At 65.7% G+C, this 19507-nt stretch carries 17 protein-coding genes and 2 riboswitches; of the genes, 7 read left to right on the top strand and 10 right to left on the bottom strand.

The window, feature by feature from the left end; genetic code table 11:
• The first annotated feature begins 7 nt into the window (after positions 1–7).
• From ML401_RS12805 to ML401_RS12780, 6 genes are all read left to right on the top strand, one after another.
• Positions 8–1402 (top strand): FAD-linked oxidase C-terminal domain-containing protein, encoded by a 1395-nt coding sequence (locus ML401_RS12805; RefSeq protein WP_285812149.1) that lies wholly within the window; start codon positions 8–10, stop codon positions 1400–1402.
• Positions 1399–2922: a sugar ABC transporter ATP-binding protein gene (locus ML401_RS12800; RefSeq protein ID WP_285812148.1), complete on the top strand. Its 1524-nt coding sequence runs from the start codon at positions 1399–1401 to the stop codon at positions 2920–2922. The genes ML401_RS12805 and ML401_RS12800 overlap by 4 nt, the downstream gene beginning before the upstream one ends.
• Positions 2915–3865 (top strand): ABC transporter permease, encoded by a 951-nt coding sequence (locus ML401_RS12795; RefSeq protein ID WP_211418254.1) that lies wholly within the window; start codon positions 2915–2917, stop codon positions 3863–3865. Before ML401_RS12800 ends, ML401_RS12795 begins: the two co-directional genes overlap by 8 nt.
• Positions 3862–4839: an ABC transporter permease gene (locus ML401_RS12790; RefSeq protein ID WP_259205590.1), complete on the top strand. Its 978-nt coding sequence runs from the start codon at positions 3862–3864 to the stop codon at positions 4837–4839. Before ML401_RS12795 ends, ML401_RS12790 begins: the two co-directional genes overlap by 4 nt.
• Before the next feature lie 42 nt (positions 4840–4881).
• Positions 4882–5856 carry a sugar ABC transporter substrate-binding protein gene (locus ML401_RS12785; protein ID WP_285812147.1) on the top strand — a complete coding sequence of 325 codons (975 nt, stop codon included), beginning with the start codon at positions 4882–4884 and terminating at the stop codon, positions 5854–5856.
• A 69-nt stretch (positions 5857–5925) separates the two neighbouring features.
• Positions 5926–6213, top strand: coding sequence for a YciI family protein (locus tag ML401_RS12780; RefSeq protein ID WP_194407330.1), 288 nt, complete (start codon positions 5926–5928; stop codon positions 6211–6213).
• A 90-nt stretch (positions 6214–6303) separates the two neighbouring features.
• Here the strand turns inward: ML401_RS12780 and ML401_RS12775 are convergent, their stop codons facing one another.
• The 7 genes from ML401_RS12775 to ML401_RS12745 form a co-directional block, all read right to left on the bottom strand.
• Entirely contained in the window at positions 6304–7296 is a 993-nt protein-coding gene (locus ML401_RS12775) for an ABC transporter ATP-binding protein (RefSeq protein WP_285812146.1), read from the bottom strand.
• Entirely contained in the window at positions 7293–8282 is a 990-nt protein-coding gene (locus ML401_RS12770; protein ID WP_211418256.1) for an ABC transporter ATP-binding protein, read from the bottom strand. Before ML401_RS12770 ends, ML401_RS12775 begins: the two co-directional genes overlap by 4 nt.
• Before the next feature lie 13 nt (positions 8283–8295).
• Positions 8296–9219, bottom strand: a complete 924-nt coding sequence (locus ML401_RS12765) for an ABC transporter permease (protein ID WP_285812145.1) — start codon at positions 9217–9219, stop codon at positions 8296–8298.
• Entirely contained in the window at positions 9216–10157 is a 942-nt protein-coding gene (locus ML401_RS12760; RefSeq protein WP_194407326.1) for an ABC transporter permease, read from the bottom strand. Before ML401_RS12760 ends, ML401_RS12765 begins: the two co-directional genes overlap by 4 nt.
• A 17-nt stretch (positions 10158–10174) precedes the next feature.
• The gene (locus tag ML401_RS12755; protein WP_285812144.1) at positions 10175–11776 is read right to left on the bottom strand and encodes an ABC transporter substrate-binding protein; all 1602 of its coding nucleotides are present in this window, start codon (positions 11774–11776) and stop codon (positions 10175–10177) included.
• A 148-nt stretch (positions 11777–11924) separates the two neighbouring features.
• On the bottom strand, positions 11925–13358 hold the full coding sequence (locus tag ML401_RS12750; RefSeq protein WP_285812143.1) for a PepSY domain-containing protein: 1434 nt from the start codon (positions 13356–13358) through the stop codon (positions 11925–11927).
• Positions 13359–13370: 12 nt separating this feature from the next.
• Positions 13371–15734, bottom strand: coding sequence for a TonB-dependent siderophore receptor (locus tag ML401_RS12745; protein WP_285812142.1), 2364 nt, complete (start codon positions 15732–15734; stop codon positions 13371–13373).
• 114 nt (positions 15735–15848) lie between these two features.
• Positions 15849–16051: riboswitch (cobalamin riboswitch) on the bottom strand.
• Between the two features lie 72 nt (positions 16052–16123).
• On the opposite strand from ML401_RS12745, the gene ML401_RS12740 reads away from it, so the two are divergent.
• On the top strand, positions 16124–16696 hold the full coding sequence (locus ML401_RS12740) for a histidine phosphatase family protein (protein ID WP_285812141.1): 573 nt from the start codon (positions 16124–16126) through the stop codon (positions 16694–16696).
• Here ML401_RS12740 and cobT read toward each other — a convergent pair.
• From cobT to ML401_RS12725, 3 genes are read right to left on the bottom strand one after another with little or no spacing between them, the layout of a single operon-like run.
• Entirely contained in the window at positions 16689–17741 is a 1053-nt protein-coding gene (gene cobT / locus ML401_RS12735; RefSeq protein WP_285812140.1) for a nicotinate-nucleotide--dimethylbenzimidazole phosphoribosyltransferase, read from the bottom strand. The two genes, ML401_RS12740 and cobT, sit on opposite strands and share 8 nt — an antisense overlap.
• Positions 17742–17751: 10 nt before the next feature.
• A complete protein-coding gene (cobF, locus tag ML401_RS12730; RefSeq protein WP_285812139.1) occupies positions 17752–18501 on the bottom strand; it encodes a precorrin-6A synthase (deacetylating) in 750 nt (249 codons plus the stop codon).
• A 42-nt stretch (positions 18502–18543) separates the two neighbouring features.
• Positions 18544–19221, bottom strand: coding sequence for an energy-coupling factor ABC transporter permease (locus ML401_RS12725; RefSeq protein ID WP_285812138.1), 678 nt, complete (start codon positions 19219–19221; stop codon positions 18544–18546).
• Positions 19222–19257: 36 nt separating this feature from the next.
• Positions 19258–19477, bottom strand: a riboswitch (cobalamin riboswitch).
• Positions 19478–19507 lie beyond the last annotated feature (30 nt).

Here is a 19507-nt window from a genome sequence, read left to right as displayed (position 1 = left end):
AACAAGGATGGGACCGCGAGTCAGCACGAGCATATTGGCCGATCGCCTCACCGGCCTGATCGGCCCGCGCGCGAGCGTTGCGCGCGGCGTGCTCGATCAGCACGGGCAGAGCGAGTCGCACTACCGAAGCCTGCCGCCCGACATCGTCGTCTTTCCCGAGACGACGCAGGAGGTCGCCGAGATCGTCAAGCTGTGCGCTGGTGCGAATATGCCGATCGTGCCGTTCGGCGCCGGCACCTCGCTCGAAGGCAATGCGGCCGCGGTCGCGGGCGGCGTCTGCTTCGACTTCGCGCGCATGAACAAGGTGCTGGCCGTGCACGACAGCGACATGGATGTCGTGGTGCAGCCCGGCATCACCCGCAAGCAGCTCAATGCGGAGCTGCGCAATACCGGCCTGTTCTTCCCGATCGATCCCGGCGCCGACGCCTCGATCGGCGGCATGACCTCGACCCGGGCGTCCGGCACCATGGCAGTGCGTTACGGCACCATGAAGGACAATGTCATGGCGCTGGAGGTGGTGCTGGCCGACGGCCGCATCATCCGCACCGCCAGGCGCGCGCGGAAATCAGCCGCGGGCTACGATTTGACCCGCATGTTCGTCGGCGCGGAAGGCACGCTCGGCGTCATCACCGAGATCACGCTGAAGGTACATCCGGTGCCGCAGGCGATCTCGGCCGCTGTCTGCAGCTTCGACACCCTGCACGACGCCGTGGATACCGCGATCTCGGTGATCCAGTCCGCGATCCCCGTGGCCCGGATAGAGCTGCTCGACGACGTCATGATGCGCGGCATCAATGCCTACGCCAAGCTCGGCTATCGCGAGGCACCGACCCTGTTCTTCGAATTCCATGGCTCCGAGAGCTCCGTTGCCGAGCAGGCCGAAGCCGCACAGGCGATCGCCGCCGACCATGGCGGCCATGGCTTTGCCTGGGCCAAGGCACCGGAAGACCGCAGCCGGCTCTGGCACGCGCGCGACAACACGCTTTATGCGGGCCTGGGTCTGCGGCCCGGCGCGCGCGCCGTCATCACCGATGTCTGCGTGCCGATCTCGCGGCTGGCGGAATGCCTGACCGAGACGCGGCGGGACGCGGACGAGCACGGCTTTGTCGCGCCGATCGTCGGCCATGTCGGCGACGGCAATTTCCACATGCTGATCCTGATCGACCCGGCCAAGCCCGAGGAGGCCGACGGCGCCAAGGCGCTGCAGGCCCGCATGGTCGCCCGCGCCATTGCCATGGACGGCACCTGCACCGGCGAGCACGGCATCGGGCTCGGCAAGATCGACTATCTCACGGACGAACTCGGCGAGGCCGTGGACGTGATGCGATCGATCAAGCGGGCGCTCGATCCGAACGGGCTGATGAATCCCGGAAAGATCTTTGCGAGCGGAGCCAACATATGAGCGACGCGCTTCCGATCGAGGGCACCTCGCCCACGCCGCTCTTGGAGCTGCGCGGCACCAGCAAGGAGTTTCCCGGCGTCAAGGCGCTGGATGACGTGTCCTTTGCGGTGTATCCCGGCGAAGTCCACATGCTGCTCGGCGAAAACGGCGCCGGCAAGTCGAGCCTGATGAAGGTGCTGTGCGGCGCCTATCGCGCCGACGCCGGCGAATTCTATTACAACGGCGAGAAGGTCGCGATCTCCTCGACTGCGGATGCGCAGAAGCTCGGCATTGCCGTGATCTTCCAGGAATTCTCGCTGGTCCCCTATCTGGACATCGCCCAGAACATCTTCCTTGGGCGCGAGCCGAAGGGCCGTATCCCCGGCACCATCGACCGCCGCAGGATCCTGGCCGACGCCAGGCGCGTGCTCGACACGATCGGCTTCGACATCGATCCCTCCACCACCGTCGACAAGCTCGGCGTCGCGCAGCAGCAGATGGTCGAGATCGCCAAGGCGATCAGCCAGAACGCGCGGATCCTCGTGATGGACGAGCCGACCGCGGCGCTGTCCGACCGCGAGACAGAGCTCTTGTTCGCTTTGATCGCACGGCTCAAGGCAGACGGCGTGTCCATCGTCTACATCTCGCATCGCATGGCCGAAGTGTTCGCGCTCGGCGACCGCATCACGGTGCTGCGCGACGGCCGCCGCATCGACGGCGTCAAGCCCGCCGACGTCACGCCGGACCAGCTCGTGCGCATGATGGTCGGCCGTAACGTCGACATGACCTATCCGCGCAATTTTTCCGAGAAGCCCGGCGAGCTGCTGCTCGAGGTCAAGGGCCTGACGGCCGCGACCGGCATCTCCGACATCAACATCGAGGTGCGCCGGGGCGAGATCGTCGGCCTGTGCGGCCTCGTCGGCTCCGGCCGCAGCGAGGTCGCGCGCGCCATCTTCGGCGCCGATCCCGTGACATCTGGCGAAATCATCTTCGACGGCAAGACCATTTCGGGCGAACCTGATCTGGCCGCCCGTCGCGGCATCGCGCTGATCCCGGAAAGCCGCAAGAGCGAAGGCCTCGCGCTGTTGCGTTCTGTCAGCGACAATCTCGTGGTGTCGGCGCTGCGCAAACTGTTTCCGAGCGGCCTGTTCGACCAGCGCGGCGCGCAACGCACCGCCGACGGCCTGATCCGGCAGCTGCGCATCGCAACGCCGAGCGCGCGGCAGACCGTCGGGCTACTCTCCGGCGGCAACCAGCAGAAAGTCGTGATCGGCAAATGGCTGGCGGCCGGCTCAAAGCTCTTCATCTTCGACGAGCCGACGCGCGGCATCGACATCGGCGCCAAGTCGGAGATCTTTGCGCTGATCGACCGTCTTGTGGCCGACGGCGCGGCGGCGCTGATGATCTCGTCCGAACAGGTCGAGATCTGCCACGTCTGCGACCGCGCCTATGTGATGCGCGAGGGCCGCATCGCTGGGCATCTGACGCGCAACGAACTCACGGAGGAAAACATCGTGCGCCTGGGGATGCATCATGCGTGAAGCCGCGGTCGTCTCACAGCCCAATCCACTGCAGCGCATTCCCGGCGTTGCCATCGTGCTGGTGCTGCTCATCGCCCTGTTCGGCGCGATCGCACCCGGCTTCCTGTCGGTCGCCAACCTCTCTAACGTGCTGGTGCAATCGACCATCCTCACCATGCTCGCTTTGCCGATGACGCTGATCATCATGACCGAGGGGCTGGACCTGTCGATGGGCGCGGTGCTGACGCTGACCTCGCTGTGCGTTGCCATCGTGTCGCTCGCGACCAAGTCGATGCTGCTGGGCCTCGGCGCCGGCCTCCTCGTCGGCGCAGCCTTCGGTGTCGCCAATGGCTGGCTGGTGGCGATCCTTGGCATTCCGCCCTTCGTCGCGACGCTGGGCACGCTCGGCATGGCGCAAGGTCTGTCGCTGATCGTCAGCGACGGCCAGAGCGTGGTCGGCATTCCCCACAGCGTGCGAGACATCTATTCGGCGACGCTGCTCGGCATTCCCGTGCCGATCGTCATGGCGCTGGTGACCTACGCGGCGTTCCACGGCTTGCTCTATCACACCCGCTTCGGCACCTACATTTTCGCGCTCGGCGGCAACCGCGAGGCGCTGCGCTATGCCGGCCTGTCGCCGAACAAGCTGCTGATCGCGGTCTATGCGATCGGCGGCGCCATGGCCGGCATCGCCGGCCTGTTGATGACCGCGCGGATGAATTCCGGTCACCCGACCGCAGGCCTCGGCCTCGAATTCGATGCCATCGCGGCGGTCGCCGTCGGCGGCACCTCCTTCGAGCGCGGCAATGGCTGGCTGCTCGGCACCCTGCTCGGCGTCCTCTCCGTCGGCGTATTGCGCAACGGGCTGAACCTGATCTCGCTGCCGTCCTCGGTGCAGGTCGCAAGCGTCGGCGTGCTCGTCATCGTCGCGCTGTTCCTCGATGGTCTCAGGAGCCGCGCATGACCGACATCACCAAAGAGGCGATCATGCCGCCCCGCTCCTTCCTGTCGCAGGACGCGATCCAGGTGTTCTACCGCCTGCTCGCGGCGCTGCTGATCTGCGCGGTGCTCGCCGTGCTCAGCGATTCCTTCCTCAGCCTCGGCAACATCCTCAACGTGCTGCGCCAGGCCAGCCTGACCTTCTTCATCGCCTCAGGCCTGACACTGGTGGTGCTGACCGCCGGCCTCGACCTGTCCGTCGGCGCCAATGTCGCGCTGTCGGCCTGCATCGCCGGCACCGTGATCCACAAGACCGGCTCGCCGGCGCTCGGCATCCTCACCGGGCTCGCCTGCGGCGGCATCGTCGGCCTCCTCAACGGCGTCATGGTCACCGCGCTGCGCATCCCCTCCTTCATCGCCACCTATGGCATGCTCTGGGTGCTGAACGGGCTCACCTATTGGTACATGGCGGGCGAGACCCTGCACGGCTTCCCCGCGGGCTTCCGCCAGATCGGCAGCGGCTATCTGTTCGGTCTTCCCATCCCGGTCTATCTGCTGCTGGTGTTCCTCGGGATCGGAACGTTCTTCGCGCAACGCACGATCTGGGGCCAGGAGATCTATGCGATCGGCGCCAATCCGGTCGCGGCCCGCCTCTCCGGCATTCCGGTCGCGCGGCGCCTGCTGCTGGTCTACACGGTCTCAGGCATCATGGCGGGGCTCGCCTCGATCATCTTCCTGTCGCGGCTCAATTCGGCCGAAGCCGACATCGGCGAAAGCCTGACCCTGCCCGCGATCGCGGCGGTGCTGATCGGCGGCACCTCGCTGTTCGGCGGCGTCGGCACCGTGTTCGGTACCTTCATCGGCGCACTGATCCTGACCTTGGTGCTGAACGGCATGAACCTGCTCTCGGTCAGCGCCAATTGGCAGCCGCTCGTCACCGGCATCATCGTCATTCTCGCGGTCTGGCTCGACATGAAGACGCGCCGCCGCGCGCAATGAGTTCTTAGAGTTCCAACAAGCAAAATGAGGGATGGAGGCAACATGAAACGGACACTGGGCTATCTGACGCTGCCGCTGCTGATGGCGGCGGCATTCACCACGCAAGCGCGGGCCGACGGCGAGACCATCGCCGTCTTCACCAAGAACCAGACCAACCCGTTCTTCCAGACGGTGCGGGTCGGCGCCGACAACATGGCGAAGACGCTGAATGCGAAGACGCTGCAATACATCCCGACCAAGCCGGACTCGATCCCCGAACAACTCAGCCAGATCGAAGACGTCGTGGTGAAGAAGCCGAGCGCGATCGTGTTCACGCCGGTCGACTACAAGGCCATGGTGCCTGGCGTCGAGAAGATCAACGAGGCCAAAATCCCCGTCGTCAACATCACCGACCGCTCCGCGGGCGGCAAGTTCCTGTCCTTCATCGGCGCCGACGATTACAGCCTGGGCCTCGAGACCGCACGCTTCCTGCTGAAGACACTCGGCGGCAAGGGCAACATAGTCATCATCGAGGGTGTCAAGGGCTCGCTGACCAATGTCGACCGCGTCCGCGGCTTCAACGACGCGCTGAAGGAAGCGTCGGGCGCCAAGCTGCTGGCCTCGCAGCCAGGCAACTATCAGCGGCTGCAGGCGCTCCAGGTCATGGAGAACCTGATGCAGTCGAATTCGCAGATCGACGGCGTGCTCGCCGCCAACGACGCCATGGCGGTCGGCGCGATCGAGGCGCTCGACGGCGCCAACCGCAAGGCGCAGGTGATCGGCATCAACGGCACCAAGGAAGCGATCGACGCGATCAAGTCAGGCAAGCTGCTCGCGAGCGGCGACTACAACGGATTTGCCCAAGGATGCCTCGGCACCATGATGGCGATCCGCGCCCTGCGCAACCAGCCCGTCATCGCCGAGATCGTGCTGAAGCCGACCGTCATCACCAAGGACAATTACCAGCCGTTCGACGTGCCGCTGGAGCAGCGGACATGCCCGACCTTCGAGGACGCCAGCAAGCTCGGCACGAAGTAACTTCCTCCATCACGTCCGGACGGCCGCCATGGCGGCCGTCCCAACACTGAAGCAAGACACGGAGACACCATGCTGTTCGCCATTCACGCCGTCGACCGCGCCGGCGCGCTGCCGACCCGGCTCGCCAATTACGATGCCCACAAGGCGTTCCTGAGCGATACTTCGCGCTTCGGGGTCAAGATCGTGATGTCGGGGCCGCTCGTCTCCGACGATGGCCAGACGATGATCGGCAGCCTGTTCCTGATCGAGGCGCCCGGCCGCAGCGAGGTCGAGGCTTTCAACCGCGCCGATCCTTTTGCCGCGGCCGGGATCTGGGAAAAGGTCACCATCACTGGCTTCCTGCGCCGGCAGGGTTGAGGCCGGCCAAATCGAAAACGCGAAAACAACCCCATGCACAGTAGAATGCGGTTGTTTTTGTTGACGAATTTCCGACGAAAATCCCAGTCCTCAGCTGCTCGTCGCGGCGGCACCGTCTTCGAGATGACAGGCCACCCACTGCTCGGCTCCGGCCGCGCGCAGCACCGGCTCCTCGGTCCGGCAGCGATCGAAGACGAACGGGCAGCGGGTGTGGAAGCGGCAGCCCTTCGGCGGATTGATCGGGCTCGGGACGTCGCCCTTCAGGATGATTGGATTGCGCTGGGCGCCCGGCTCGGGCAGCGGCACCGCTGAGAGCAGCGCCTTGGTATAGGGGTGTCTCGGCGCGGCAAAGATCTCGCGGCGCGGGGCGACCTCGACGATCTTGCCGAGATACATCACCGCGACGCGGTGCGTCATGTGCTCGACGATCGCGAGGTCGTGGCTGATGAACAAGAGCGCTAGGCCGAACTCGCTCTGCAGATCCTGCAAGAGATTGACGATCTGCGCCTTGACCGAGACGTCGAGGGCCGAGACCGCCTCGTCGCACACGATCAGCTCGGGCTCCGCCGCGAGCGCCCGCGCGATGCCGATGCGCTGACGCTGGCCACCGGAGAATTCGTGCGGCCTGCGATGGAGCGCCTCGCGCGGCAGGCGCACGGTGTCCATCAGCGCCGTGAGGCGGACCTCGAGATCCTCTGCCGACTTGGCGAGGCCGAAATTGCGGATCGGCTCGGCGAGAATGTCGCGCACCCGCATGCGCGGGTTGAGGCTCGAGAACGGATCCTGGAACACCACCTGCACGCGGCGGCGCATCTGGCGTATCGTGCTGGGTGCGGCGTCATCGATGCGCTGGCCGTCGAGAATGACTTGCCCCGCGGTGATGTCGAACAGCCGCAGGATGGCGCGGCCGACCGTCGACTTGCCGCAGCCGGACTCGCCGACCAGCGACAGTGTCTCGCCGCGCGCGATCTCGAAGGAGACGCCGTCGACCGCATAGACGAACTCACGCTTGCGGCTGAACAGACGGGCCCTGACCGGAAAATGCTTCTTGAGGTCGTTGACCTGGAGCAACGGAGGGCTCATGCCGCGACCGCTCCCTTGGCCGCGTAGTGACAGGCGGCGATGTGGCGCGGCCCCTTCTCTTCGAGGCCCGGCGCGTATTGCCGGCACAGATCGGTCGCGAGCGCGCAGCGGCCGGCGAAGACGCAGCCGGTGATCGGCTTGCGCAGGTCGGGCACCTGGCCGGGGATTTCGGCAAGCCGTCGTGCCGTGCCCGTCAGGGAGGAGCCGAGCCGCGGCACCGCACCCAGCAGGCCTTGCGTGTAGGGATGGCGGGGGGAACGGAACAACTCGGCGACCGGCGCCTCCTCGACCTTGCGGCCGGCATACATCACCATGACGCGCTCGGCGATCTCGGCGACGACGCCAAGGTCGTGCGTGATGAGAATGATGGCCGCGCCGACCCGGCGCTTGAGATCCAGCATCAGCTTGAGGATCTGCGCTTGGATCGTCACGTCGAGCGCGGTGGTCGGCTCATCCGCAATCAGGAGCTTCGGATTGCAGGCGAGCGCGATGGCGATCATGACGCGCTGGCGCATGCCGCCGGAGAGCTGGTGAGGATATTCGCGCACGCGGCGCTTCGGCTCGGGTATGCCGACCAGCGTCAGCATCTCGATCGCGTGTGCCTCGGCGGCCTGCTTGTCCAGGCCCTGATGGATCATCAAGGTCTCGCGGATCTGGCGGCCGACGGTGAGAACCGGGTTGAGGCTCGTCATCGGCTCCTGGAAGATCATCGAGATGTCGTTGCCACGGATCGCGCGCATCTCGCGGTCGGAGAGCTCGAGGAGATCTTTCCCCGCAAAGCGGATGCTGCCTGCGATCCTGCCCGGCGGCTCCGGGATCAGCCGCATCAGCGACATCGAGGTCACCGACTTGCCGCAGCCGGATTCACCGACGATGGCGAGCGTCTCGCCCTCATTGACGTGGAAGGATACGCCATCCACGGCGCGGTTGATGCCGCCGGGGGTGCGGAAATGGGTCTGGAGGTTTTCGACTTCGAGCAGGGCCATTGCAGTCAGCCCCTCACAGGCTCTTGGCCATGCGCGGGTCGAGCGCATCGCGAAGGCCGTCGCCGAGCAGGTTTACCGCAAGCACCGTGACGGACAGGAACGCCGCCGGGAAGAACACGATGTAGGGCTTGACCTGCCACAGCGCGCGGCCCTCGGCCATGATGTTGCCCCAGGATGGAATGGTCGGCGGCGTGCCGGCGCCGATGAAGGACAGGATCGCCTCGGTGATCATGGCGCTGGCGCAGATATAGGTCGCCTGCACCAGCATCGGCGCCACCGTGTTGGGCAGGATGTGGCGCAGGATGATCATCGGCGTGCGCGTGCCGCAGGCGACCGCCGCATCCACATAGGGCTGCTCGCGGAGCGACAACACCACGCTGCGGACGAGTCGCGAGACGCGCGGGATCTCGGCCACGGTGATGGCGAGGATGACGTTGCCGACGCTGCCGCGCGTCAGCGCCATCAACGCGATGGCGAGCAGGATCGGCGGGATTGACATCAGCCCATCCATGAAGCGCATCAGGATGCCGTCGGCCCAGCGGATGAAGCCCGAGACCATGCCGATGGCAAGCCCCGCCGCGGAGGCGAAAATCGCCACCGACAGGCCGACCGTGAGCGAAACCCGTGCGCCGAACAGCACACGCGAATAGATGTCGCGGCCGAGAACGTCGGTGCCGAACCAGAAATCAGCCGACGGTGCCCGCGTGCGTTTGGCCGGCGCGAGCGCGGTCGGATCGACCGTCCAAAGATAGGGCGCAAAAATCGCGATCAGCACCAATGTCAGCAGCAATGCGCCGCCGATCGCGACCGTGGGGTGGCCGCGCAACAGGCCGACGAAGCCGCGTCGAATCCTGACCGGCCGGATGATCTCCGGCAATTGCGGCGCGAGGACGAGGCCGGTCGGAAGCGATTGCGGATTGACGGTGGTATCGGTCAATAGCGGATCCTCGGGTCAACGAGCGTATAGATGACGTCGATCATCAGATTGACGAGGACGTAGACGAAGCTGAACAGCAGCACGATGCCCTGGATGACGGGATAGTCCCGGCGCAGGATCGCATCGATCGTGAGGCGGCCGAGGCCGGGAATCGCGAACACGCTCTCGGTCACCACCGCACCGCCGATCAGCAGCGCAATGCCGATCCCGATCACGGTCACGATCGGCACGGCCGCGTTCTTCAAGGCGTGAATGAACAGGATGCCGCCCTGCCCGAGGCCCTTGGCCTTGGCCGTGCGGATATAGTCCTGCTGCAGCACTTCGAGCATGGCGGCGCGGGTGATGCGTGCGACCAGGGCGATGTAGACGCAGCCGAGCGCGATCGCAGGCAGGATCAAATTCTCCAGCCACGGCCAGAAGCCTTGATTGAGCGGCGTATAGCCCTGCACCGGCAGCCATTCGAGCTCGAGGGCGAAGATGTAGGCGAGCATGTAGCCGACCACGAAGACGGGCAGCGAGAAGCCGAACACGGCAAAGCCCATGATGACGCGGTCGATCAGGCTGCCGGCCTTCCAGGCCGCCACGACGCCGAGCGGCACCGCCACCACGATCGTGAGCAGCAGCGTGACGATCATCAGCGACAGCGTCGGTCCGAGCCGCTGCCCGATCATCGCCGAGACCGGCAAATTGGTGAAGATCGACGTGCCAAGATCGCCGTGCAGGATGCGCCAGACCCAGCTTCCGAACTGCACCAGGAACGGACGATCGAGGCCGAGGCTCTGGCGGATGCGCTCCACATCCTCCGGGCTCGCCTGATCGCCCGCGATCACCACGGCGGGATCACCCGGCGCGATGTAGAGCAGGCTGAACACGAACAGCGCGACGATCGCCATCACCGGCAAGGTCGCGACGACGCGACGGAGGATGTAGGAGAGCATCTGGCTTCAGCACACCATCATGCGGACTTCGACACGCCCCAGAAGAACGGCAGCGGCCCCTTGGCGATGCCGGAGACGTTCTTGCGCCACGCCGTGTAGGTCAGGAAGAAGCCGGTCGGCGCATAGACGACATCCTCGATCGCCGCCTTGTTGACCCGCCCGATCGCCGCCTTCTCTTCCTCGACACTCTTGGCGTCGAACCAGCCTGCGATCTCCTTCTCGGTGTTCGGGCTGTTGGGCCAGCCGAACCAGGCCTTGTCGCCGTTGGCGCGGATGGCGGTATAGGCCGCGGGCGTGATGCAGTCGGCGCCGGCATGCCAGCTGTGGAACATGTTCCAGCCGCCCTGCCCGGGCGGCGTCTTCGCCGCACGGCGAGAGCCGACCGTGCCCCAATCGGTCGCGACGAAGTCGACATTCATGCCGAGCCGCTTCAACAGATCCGCAGTGACGTCGCCCTGCGCCTTGGTGATCGGCTGGTCCTGCGCGACGAGACACGTCACCGGCTGACCGGAATAGCCGCTTTCGGCCAGCAGCTTCTTGGCGGCATCGAAGTCGCGCTTGCCCTTCAGTATCTCGCCGCCCAGCTCGTTGTAAACCGGTGTATCCGGCGTGAAGAAGCCAGGCAGTGGCTTCCACAATGCGTTGTCGTCGCCGACGATCGCGCGCATGTAGTCTTCCTGGCTGAGCGCCATCAGCACCGCGCGCCGCGCCCGCACATCATTAAACGGCGCGAACAAATGGTTCATGCGGAACGAGCCGATATTGCCGAGGGGATCGCCGATGTCGACGCTGATGTTCTTGTTCTTCTTCAGGACGGGCACGAGATCGGCGATCGGGTTCTCCCACCAGTCGACCTCGCCGTTCTGCAAGGCAGCCGCCGCGGTCGCGGGGTCCGGCATCACGATCCATTCCACGCGATCGACCAGGATCTGCTTGCCGCCGGCGAGCCAGGAGGCCTTCTCCTGCCGCGGCACGTAATCGGTGAACTTCTCGAACACCGACTTGGCGCCTGGGACCCACTCGCTCTTGGCGAACTTCATTGGACCCGAGCCGACATATTCGGTGATCTGCTTGAAGGGATCGGTCTTGGCGATCCGTTCCGGCATGATGAAGGAGCACGGCGCGTTGTTCTTGGCGAGCGCATAGAGCATTTTCGGGAAGGGCTGCTTCAAGACCCATTTGAAGGTGCGATCGTCGACGGCCGTCAGTTCCTCCTGGATCGCGATGATCATGAGCCCCATCGGATCGCGCGCAGCCCAGCGTGACAGGCTGGCAACGGCGTCCTTGGCCAGCACCGGCTCGCCATCGTGGAACTTGAGACCGGGGCGCAAGCGGAACGTCCAGGTCTTGCCGTCGTCCGAGGTCTCCTCGGACTCGATCATCTGGCGCTGCGGCTGCAGCTGCGCGTCGATGCCGTAAAGCGTGTCCCAGACCAGCGCCGCGGCATTGCGCACGACATATTGCGTGCCCCAGATCGGATCGAAATTGGCGAGATTGGCCTGCGGCACGAAGCGGAGGGTACGGGCTGATGCGCCTTGCGCGATCGCCGGGGCCGAGAGGCCGGTCAATGCCAGACCGCCCGCGCCGGCAAGTCCCTTCAATACGGTCCTGCGATCCATGAGGTCCTCCCAGTAATGCCGTGATGCCGGCCGTCGTTGGCCAAGGGCAGGTGAAACCAGAACCCATTGGCGTGCAAATGGTATGCCACTAACCGGACCTTCGCCAGCGGGATCTCACCGCCATTCGGGCCGGCTGGTTCGCCTGGAGTCAGACCGTCAGAGAAAGCCGCAGGCGCCGCCAGCCGATGACGACGCCGGTCATGGAAAACACGAATCCGAGCACACAGAGCCCCACGATCACGATATCGCGCACAAGCGGATGCGCCATGAGGATCGGAAAATCCAGCGTGTGCAGCGCGGCGTAGAACCAGCGATAGGCGCGCCGCGAGGCATCCAGCCTTTGCAGCACATTGCCGTCGGCGCCGTCGATATCGAACCAGAGCTCGCCGCAATGCGCCCGGTAGACCGGCGCACTTGGTACGGCGGATCGTGTGGGATAATCATCATTGCCGGCCAAAACGCCTGGGATGCCGCAATCTTTGGCAAGGCGGGACGTCAAGCCCCGAACCTCGCCCGCGCTCAGGACACCGGCTTGTCCCGCATCGGATGTATCTTTGGCCCTGATCAATTTCTGCGAAGCCAGCGCGAGCCGATCGCGACGATAGACCTCGCCATCGAAGCCGAACCATTCGGCTTCCCAGACCGATGACGGCAGCGGCGTTCGCTCCAGCGACAGTGCCTCCATCCAGCCGGGCACGGCGTACGCGGCGCCAGCTTCCGGGCCCGTCAGCTGTCCGCGCGAGAACAGCCGGCCATGGTCCATCGAGAGCCAGCCGCTGAAGATCCAGCTGAGCACGAACAGCGTCACGGCAAGGCCGAGGACGTGATGCCATGCGTGCCACCCGCGATAAGGCGTTGCGGGGCGGCCACCCCGCATCGTGATCCGCACGATTCCGAGCGCCGCACCCAGCACGGCTGCGATCAGGGCCAGCAACGACAATGTCCAGACGACGCCGTCCCACAGCGCCCAGTCGCGTCTCAGCACCGTCGGATAGATCCAGTGCAGCACGCTGCCGGCCCAATTCCAGCCGCGCTCGCCTCGCGTCGTATCCAGGACGACCTCGCCGGTGCGCGAGGAGACATAGAGCTCCGTTCCGGCGGCATCGCCGAGGGCGATGCGAAACAACGGCCGGTGACGATCGAAGCCGTTCGGCACGGTCCACTGATCGTAATCCGCTTTCGCGAGCAACGTTGCGTGCGCGGCATCGAGCCCGCGGTTGCGGGCGTGATCCCGCCCGATGGCGAGCGCCACATCGGAGGACACCACTTCTGCGTCGCTCCCGTCGGAGCCGCGCACGGCGCGCAGGCGCGATGGTCCCGTAATGACATAAGCGAGCCCATCGCTTCGCCGGATCAGCCTGACACGCGTGGCGTCCGTGATTCCGCTCGCGACGACGGCATCGGCAACCGCGATCCGCGCATCCGTCCGGTCCAGCGGCGCAAGGCCGGCAAAGCGCTCCGCTTCCGTCAGCGACGGAAACGGAACGAAGTGCATCACGATTCCCGTCGCGAACCACATCGCGAACAGCAGGCAGAACGCGATCCCGAGCCAGCGATGCAGCAGGACGATCGCGGCCATCATGCGGTCAGCGCCCTACCATTTGAACGCCGCCGAGAGTTCATAGGTGCGCGGCGCACCGAGCAGGATCTGATCGGGATAGAACGGATCGCCCCAGATCGCGTAGCGCTTGTCGGTGATGTTGCGGACGCGGAAGGTCAGGCGGGCCTGGTCGACCGCACCAAACACGGTCTTGGGAATGTCGACGAAGGCGTAGACGTCCGCGACGGTGTAGGCCTTCATCGTCACCGTGTTGGCGTCGGTGTTGTAGCGGTCGCCGACATGGCGGCCGGTGATTCCGAGCTCCACCGGCCAGGGCGTGAAGAACCGATACGATGCGCCGGCATTGGCGACGATGCGCGGTACGTTCGGCGGCGTGTTGCCGGAAAACGATCCGCCGACGAAATTGTAATCGGCATAGCGCGCATCGACATAGGCAATGTTGCCCCACAGCCGCAACGGATCGATCGGACGCACCGAGGCGGCAAGCTCCACGCCCTTGGATTCCTGCCGCCCCGCGATGTTGAGCGCCTGCCCGCCGGCCGCGGCATAGACGTTCTTGCGCAGGATGTCGTAGGCCGAGAACGACCATTCCGCCCTGTTGTCCCAGAACAGGTGCTTGACGCCGGTCTCGTAGGTGCGCGCGGTGGTGAGATCGAGCGGCTGGGTCGGTGACAGCAAAAAGATGTTGTTGGCCGAGACGTCTGCGCCGGTGGCGTATTGACTGAAGAAGGTCAGGCCCGGCACGGCCTCCCAAGTGTAGCCGATGCGTCCCGTCACCGGCGCCCAGTCCTTGGTGTAAGGGAAACCCGCGTTCACAACCCCTACCGCGTCGGTCGAATTGCGGTCGAGCCCGATATGCTCGACGCGCAGGCCGCCGATCAGCGAGAACGTCCGCGTCAGCTTCAGCCGGTCCTCGAACGACAGCGCCTCGTTGTCGATCCGGGCGGTCTGCTGCTTGGTCGTAAGCGTGCCGTAGAAGCCGCGGTTGGGATCGACGAGGGACACGGAATCGCCGGGGAAATTGGCGGCGCCCGGCCTGACGAAATAGAGATAGCTCGAGGACAACGTCGTGACCAACCGGTTGCCGAAACCGGCGATGTCTGTGTCCCAGATCAGGTCTGTGACATTGCCGACGAGACGCTGGCTATGGGCGACGTAAAAGCGCTCGCGATCGACCAGGTTCGTTCCGGAATTGAACGCCTCAACCTCATTGTTGAACCACGTGCGCTCGGCGCCGTAGCCATAGGCTTGGCTCTTCAGCATGAGGTCAGGCGCCAGCTTCAGCTCGAAGCCACCGCGGAGCCACACTTCCTGCGCCACGTTGCGATTGTCGAGAACGTTGTAATTGGTGTTGAAGGTGCGGTCGTCGATGGTGACGGCGCCGAGGTTGGTCTTGTTGTAGTTCGAGACGTAATTGCCGGACACGATCCCGCTCGTCGCATGCGCGCCGCTGAAGGCGACCGGCACCAGCGGCGCGCCCCAATAGGCCTTGCCGCGATCCTCGCGATATTCGATCGCGCCCCAGACCTTGAGGCTGTCGGAGATGCGGTAGTTGAGCTGACCCGACACATCCAGCATCTTGGTATTGGTGTCGTCGACAAAACCGTTGAGCGAGGAACGGCTGATGTCGAAGCGGTAGTCGAGGCCTTGCACGTTGGTGCTGCCGCCCGAGCCGTAATGCGCGCGGAACGAGTTCAGCGAATCCCAGGCGAAGTCAGCCTCGTTCCGGATCGGTCCCGTATGCGGCTGCTTGGTGACGAAATTGATCGCACCGCCGGCAGCGCCCTCGCCTGACATCAGCGAGGCCGGACCCTTGAGGAATTCGACGGCTTCCAGATTGGCGGTGTCCATGATCCGCGAGGTCATGTTCTGCGGGCCGATCTTGATGCCGTTGTAGAGCGTGTTGATCTGGCTGTTGGTGAAGCCGCGCATCGAGAAACCTGCCGGCTCCCCCGGCGCATCCCCGGAGGTGACGCCGACCGCGCCCTGCGCGACCTCGGACACGGTGCGATAGCCCTGCTCGCGCATGGTCTCGGCCGAGATCACCTCGACGGTCGCCGGCGTCTCGCGCACCGTCAGGCCGAGCCGCGAGGCGCTTTCGGCCACCGCATTGCTGTTGAGCGGTGTCGCCGCCTGCGTCTGTACGGCATCGCCCGGCACCGCAGGCTTTGGCGCTGCCGTCACAGCGGATCTGCGCGACGACGCGCGGCGGGCGCTTTGCCCCTCCCGGCTAGCAGGCTTCGCCTGCTTGCGGGATTGGGCCGGCGAGATTTCGACCGCCGGCAGCCGTTCGCGAGCCTGCTGCGCCATCGCGGCGGGCAGATCGGCCACTGCCAACGTGAGCGCTGCGGAGGCGATCAGGAAGCGGCGCGGTCGTAGGATGCGGATGGAAGACACGGCACAAAACCTCGGTATGACGTCAGTGGCACGTCACAGCGAACGAGGTCTCACCTTGGGCCTTGCAGCCGTCCGATGAAGCCGAATGTCTGTACTCCCCGACCGACATCTTCGCGTGTGACCACGGCTGACGGCAGGTCTCCTGGCTCGCGGGTCAGTACCTTGCGTCGCCTTCCCGGGACCGAGATGCCCAGTGGCTCGTGATGCAAGATTCGCCGCTTACAGTTGCGGGGGCAGCCACGGCATTGGGGACAATTTCCCCGCACCGCATTCCCTTTTCATCCCCTCTCGGGGAAACCGTCGCGAGCATCTAGGATTACCATCGCGACGGAGTCAATGTATCCCATGCGCTGTTATTGCCACAGCGACCAACTTCCTTGGAGATGAGCATGGAAGGCGAGACCTTCCTCTGGCTGATCCGGCATGCGCCGGTCGACGGCATCAAAGGCACCATCCACGCCGCCGACGCACCGGCCGACCTCGGCGATCGCGCGCAATTGGAGGCGCTGCAGCGCCATCTGCCGCGGAATGCCGCAAGCTATGCCAGCCCGTCGCGGCGTACGGTCGAGACGGCGCGCGCGCTGGGGCTCGAACCGGAGCTGGTCAGCGAATTCCGCGAGCAGGATTTCGGCGACTGGACCGGCCATCGGCACGACGAACTCGCTGCCACCGGCGGCGAGACTTACGCCCAGTTCTGGAATGATCCGGCAGGCGGGCGGCCACCGGGCGGCGAAAGCTTTGCGGATCAGGTCGCGCGTGTCCGGCTGGGCCTGTCGCGGATCGGAGCCGGACCGGCCACGCTCGTCGTGCATTCCGGCACCATCCGCGCAGCGCTCTGCATCGCGCTGGATCTCACGCCGCAGGCCGCCTTGCGCTTCGTGATCGATCCGCTGTCGCTGACCCGGATCGATCGCCTCGCGACCGGATGGCGCGTCGTCTCGGTCAATCAGCGGGTCAGCTAGGCCTGTCCGGCACATTGGCTTCGGCAAAGGTCGCCATGCCGTTGTGGAGTGCGCAGGCGCTGCGCACCAAGGGCAGCGCGATGGCGGCGCCCGATCCCTCGCCGAGCCTGAGATCGAGGCTGATCAGCGGCTGCACGTTCAGCGCGCGCAGCACCAGCCGGTGCCCCTGCTCGGCCGATTGATGCGACGGCAGCAGGAACGGCTGGCACAACGGGTTCAGCCGCACTGTTGCGAGCGCTGCGACCGACACGATGAAGCCGTCGATCAATACGGGAATGCGGCGCTGCGCGGCCGCGATGATCGCGCCCGAGATCGCCGCGATTTCGAGACCGCCGACGGCGCACAGGATTTTTTCGGGCGAAACGCCGGCAACGCCATGATGCGCGATCGCCGCGTCGATCACCCGCGCCTTGTGCGCCCGGCCAGCGGCATCGACGCCGGTCCCGCTGCCTGCGATCTCCTCGGCGCTGATGCCGAGCAGGCTCGCGGCAATCGCTGCCGATGTGGTGGTGTTGCCGATCCCCATCTCGCCGAAGATCAGGAGATCAGGCGGGTTGGCCGCCGCACGCGCGACCGCGCGCTGGCCGGCCTCGAAGGCGAACGCCAGTTCCGCAGGTGTGAGCGCGGCTTCGACGCTGAAATCGCGCGTGCCATAGCGCGGCTTGTCGGTGACGATTCCCGTCATCTCCTCCTGCGCAAGCGTGCCGGCGTCGACCACTTCCAGGCTGCAGCCAAGCTCGCGCGCCAGCACCGAGATCGCGGCACCGCCCGCGGCAAAATTCGCCATCATCGCGATGGTCACCGCTTGCGGATAGGCCGACACGCCCTGGGCGACGATGCCGTGGTCGCCGGCGAAGACGACGATCGGCACGCGCGCCGCGCGCGGCTGCTCGGTGGCCTGCAAGCCCGCGAGCTCGATCGCGAGCTGCTCGAGCCGGCCGAGCGCACCGGTCGGCTTCGTCAGTTGCGCCTGACGCGCGATCGCCGCGTCGCGATGGACCGCGGAGATTTCGGGGCATTTCTGGGTGACCCAGTCGGGGAGCATGCTGCCTCGCTTAACGCGTACGCTTGAGAATGTAGCTGTCCATGATCCAGCCGTGGCGCGCGCGCGCCTCCTGCCGCACGGCCACGATGCGCGGGCCGGCCTCGGCGAGCGCGCCGGATAGGATGATCTGATCTTGCATGCCGAGATAGGCGCCCCAGTAAATGTGGAGGCTATCAGGATCGATCGACTGGAACGCCGTGCCGCCGTCGAGCATCACCACCACGGTGTCGACGCCTTGCGGCCAGCCGCCTTCGCGCAGGCGCCGTCCCGTCGTGACCAGAAATGGCTCGCCGATGTCGTTGAGCGGCAGCGCATGGGCCGCGCACAGCGCCTGGATCGAGGTGATGCCGGGCACCACTTCGATTTTAGGCAAGGGATCGAGCCGCCGCGCAATGCGCAGCGAGGAATCATACAGCGAGGGATCGCCCCAGATCAGCAGCGCAACCTTGCCCTCACCCTTGAGATGATCTGCGACCGCATGCTGCCAGGTCGCGGCAACCGCATCGTGCCAGTCGTCCACGCCCTTGCGGTAATCCGCTTCCTCGGTGTCGCGCACCGGAAGGTCGAACTCGGCGATACGCGTCGTTTGATTGGTCAGGACATCCGCGCAGATCGTCCGCCTGAGATCGGCGAGATCGGACTTCGCCGTTCCCTTGCGCGGGATCAGGACGAGGTCGGCGGCGTTGATGGCTTCAACGGCGGCGCGCGTGAGCTGGCCAGGATCGCCGCAACCGATGCCGATCAGGGAAAGCGTGAGCATCGCGGGCGCCGGGGGCGGCCATGACGGCCGCCCCTTGTCTCTTTAGGCCGCGTTGTGCAGGCGCGGGGTGACGAAGCCCGGCGCGGTGACGCCGCGCAGCGACTTCGCCAGCGCCAGCACGGCCAGATCAGCCAGCGGCTCGATCACGATGACCAGCGCGTAAGAGGCGGCGAACGTCGCGATGCTGGCGAGGTTGCTCATCGCAAAGCCCGAGCCGTAGAGCGCCCAGAACGCCACCCAGCCGATCACGCCGGCCTGATAGGTCGTCGACAGCGCCAGCGCCTGGCGATACTTCAAATCGACATAGGCGGTGTTGCGCGGGATGATCCGCGTTGCGATGGCCTGGATCGCGAACAGCGGCACCAGGAGCGTCGTGACATTCATGCCGTATTGCGGGATGTCGGCCGGCTCGAAGAACACGCCCTGAAGCAGCAGGCCGAACGCGAGGCCAAAGGCGGCGGGCGCCGCACCGAACAGCAGGAACAAGGTCGAGCCGAGAATGAAGTGGACCTCGGAGACGCCGACCGGGAAGTGCGGCAGGATCTCGAAGAAGACGAAGACGAGAACCGTCGTGGCCAAGGTGCGCGCGGCGAACGACGTCATGCCCTGCTCGCGTACGGTCTTGGCCGCGAGCTTCAGGGCAACGCCGCCTGCGGCGATGCCGGTTGCGTAACTCAACACGAGCTTGGCGCCCGTCACGATCCCGGGTTCGATATGCATGGCTCAGATCCTTCCTGCCGTCACACCCGACGGCCTTGGCCTCAAAACGTGCAGGGCCGGTCTCCTGGCTCGCGGTTCACTGGGTTCTCCGGCCTTCCCGGGCCTTGCGGCCCAGTGGCTGATCGGAGCCCCTCACCGCTTACAGTCGCGGGGGCGGCTGGGGTTTTGAGCGCCGCAACTTGGTCCGCCCATCCCCATTCCCGATTATGCTCCGGCGCTTTGCGCCGCGTTGAGCACCATGCCCCTCCTGTGTGCTCCTTTCGGCGCGCCTGCGTCAAGAGGCGAA

Source organism: Bradyrhizobium sp. 62B (assembly GCF_030272265.2).
Classification (GTDB): Bacteria; Pseudomonadota; Alphaproteobacteria; order Rhizobiales; family Xanthobacteraceae; genus Bradyrhizobium.
The sequence above is the reverse complement of the archived record's forward strand: the minus strand, read 5'-3'. Positions and strand labels throughout refer to the sequence as shown.

Bases quoted from the DNA above. Each gene is read 5' to 3' on its own strand.
- ML401_RS12800 (WP_285812148.1), top strand. From the start codon at position 1,399: ATGAGCGACGCGCTTCCGATCGAGGGCACCTCGCCCACGCCGCTCTTG.
- ML401_RS12740 (WP_285812141.1), top strand. From the start codon at position 16,124: ATGGAAGGCGAGACCTTCCTCTGGCTGATCCGGCATGCGCCGGTCGAC.
- ML401_RS12760 (WP_194407326.1), bottom strand. From the start codon at position 10,157: ATGCTCTCCTACATCCTCCGTCGCGTCGTCGCGACCTTGCCGGTGATG.
- ML401_RS12750 (WP_285812143.1), bottom strand. From the start codon at position 13,358: ATGATGGCCGCGATCGTCCTGCTGCATCGCTGGCTCGGGATCGCGTTC.
- ML401_RS12790 (WP_259205590.1), top strand. From the start codon at position 3,862: ATGACCGACATCACCAAAGAGGCGATCATGCCGCCCCGCTCCTTCCTG.
- cobF (WP_285812139.1), bottom strand. From the start codon at position 18,501: ATGCTCACGCTTTCCCTGATCGGCATCGGTTGCGGCGATCCTGGCCAG.
- ML401_RS12725 (WP_285812138.1), bottom strand. From the start codon at position 19,221: ATGCATATCGAACCCGGGATCGTGACGGGCGCCAAGCTCGTGTTGAGT.
- cobT (WP_285812140.1), bottom strand. From the start codon at position 17,741: ATGCTCCCCGACTGGGTCACCCAGAAATGCCCCGAAATCTCCGCGGTC.
- ML401_RS12770 (WP_211418256.1), bottom strand. From the start codon at position 8,282: ATGGCCCTGCTCGAAGTCGAAAACCTCCAGACCCATTTCCGCACCCCC.
- ML401_RS12805 (WP_285812149.1), top strand. From the start codon at position 8: ATGGGACCGCGAGTCAGCACGAGCATATTGGCCGATCGCCTCACCGGC.
- ML401_RS12775 (WP_285812146.1), bottom strand. From the start codon at position 7,296: ATGAGCCCTCCGTTGCTCCAGGTCAACGACCTCAAGAAGCATTTTCCG.
- ML401_RS12795 (WP_211418254.1), top strand. From the start codon at position 2,915: ATGCGTGAAGCCGCGGTCGTCTCACAGCCCAATCCACTGCAGCGCATT.
- ML401_RS12755 (WP_285812144.1), bottom strand. From the start codon at position 11,776: ATGGATCGCAGGACCGTATTGAAGGGACTTGCCGGCGCGGGCGGTCTG.
- ML401_RS12785 (WP_285812147.1), top strand. From the start codon at position 4,882: ATGAAACGGACACTGGGCTATCTGACGCTGCCGCTGCTGATGGCGGCG.
- ML401_RS12780 (WP_194407330.1), top strand. From the start codon at position 5,926: ATGCTGTTCGCCATTCACGCCGTCGACCGCGCCGGCGCGCTGCCGACC.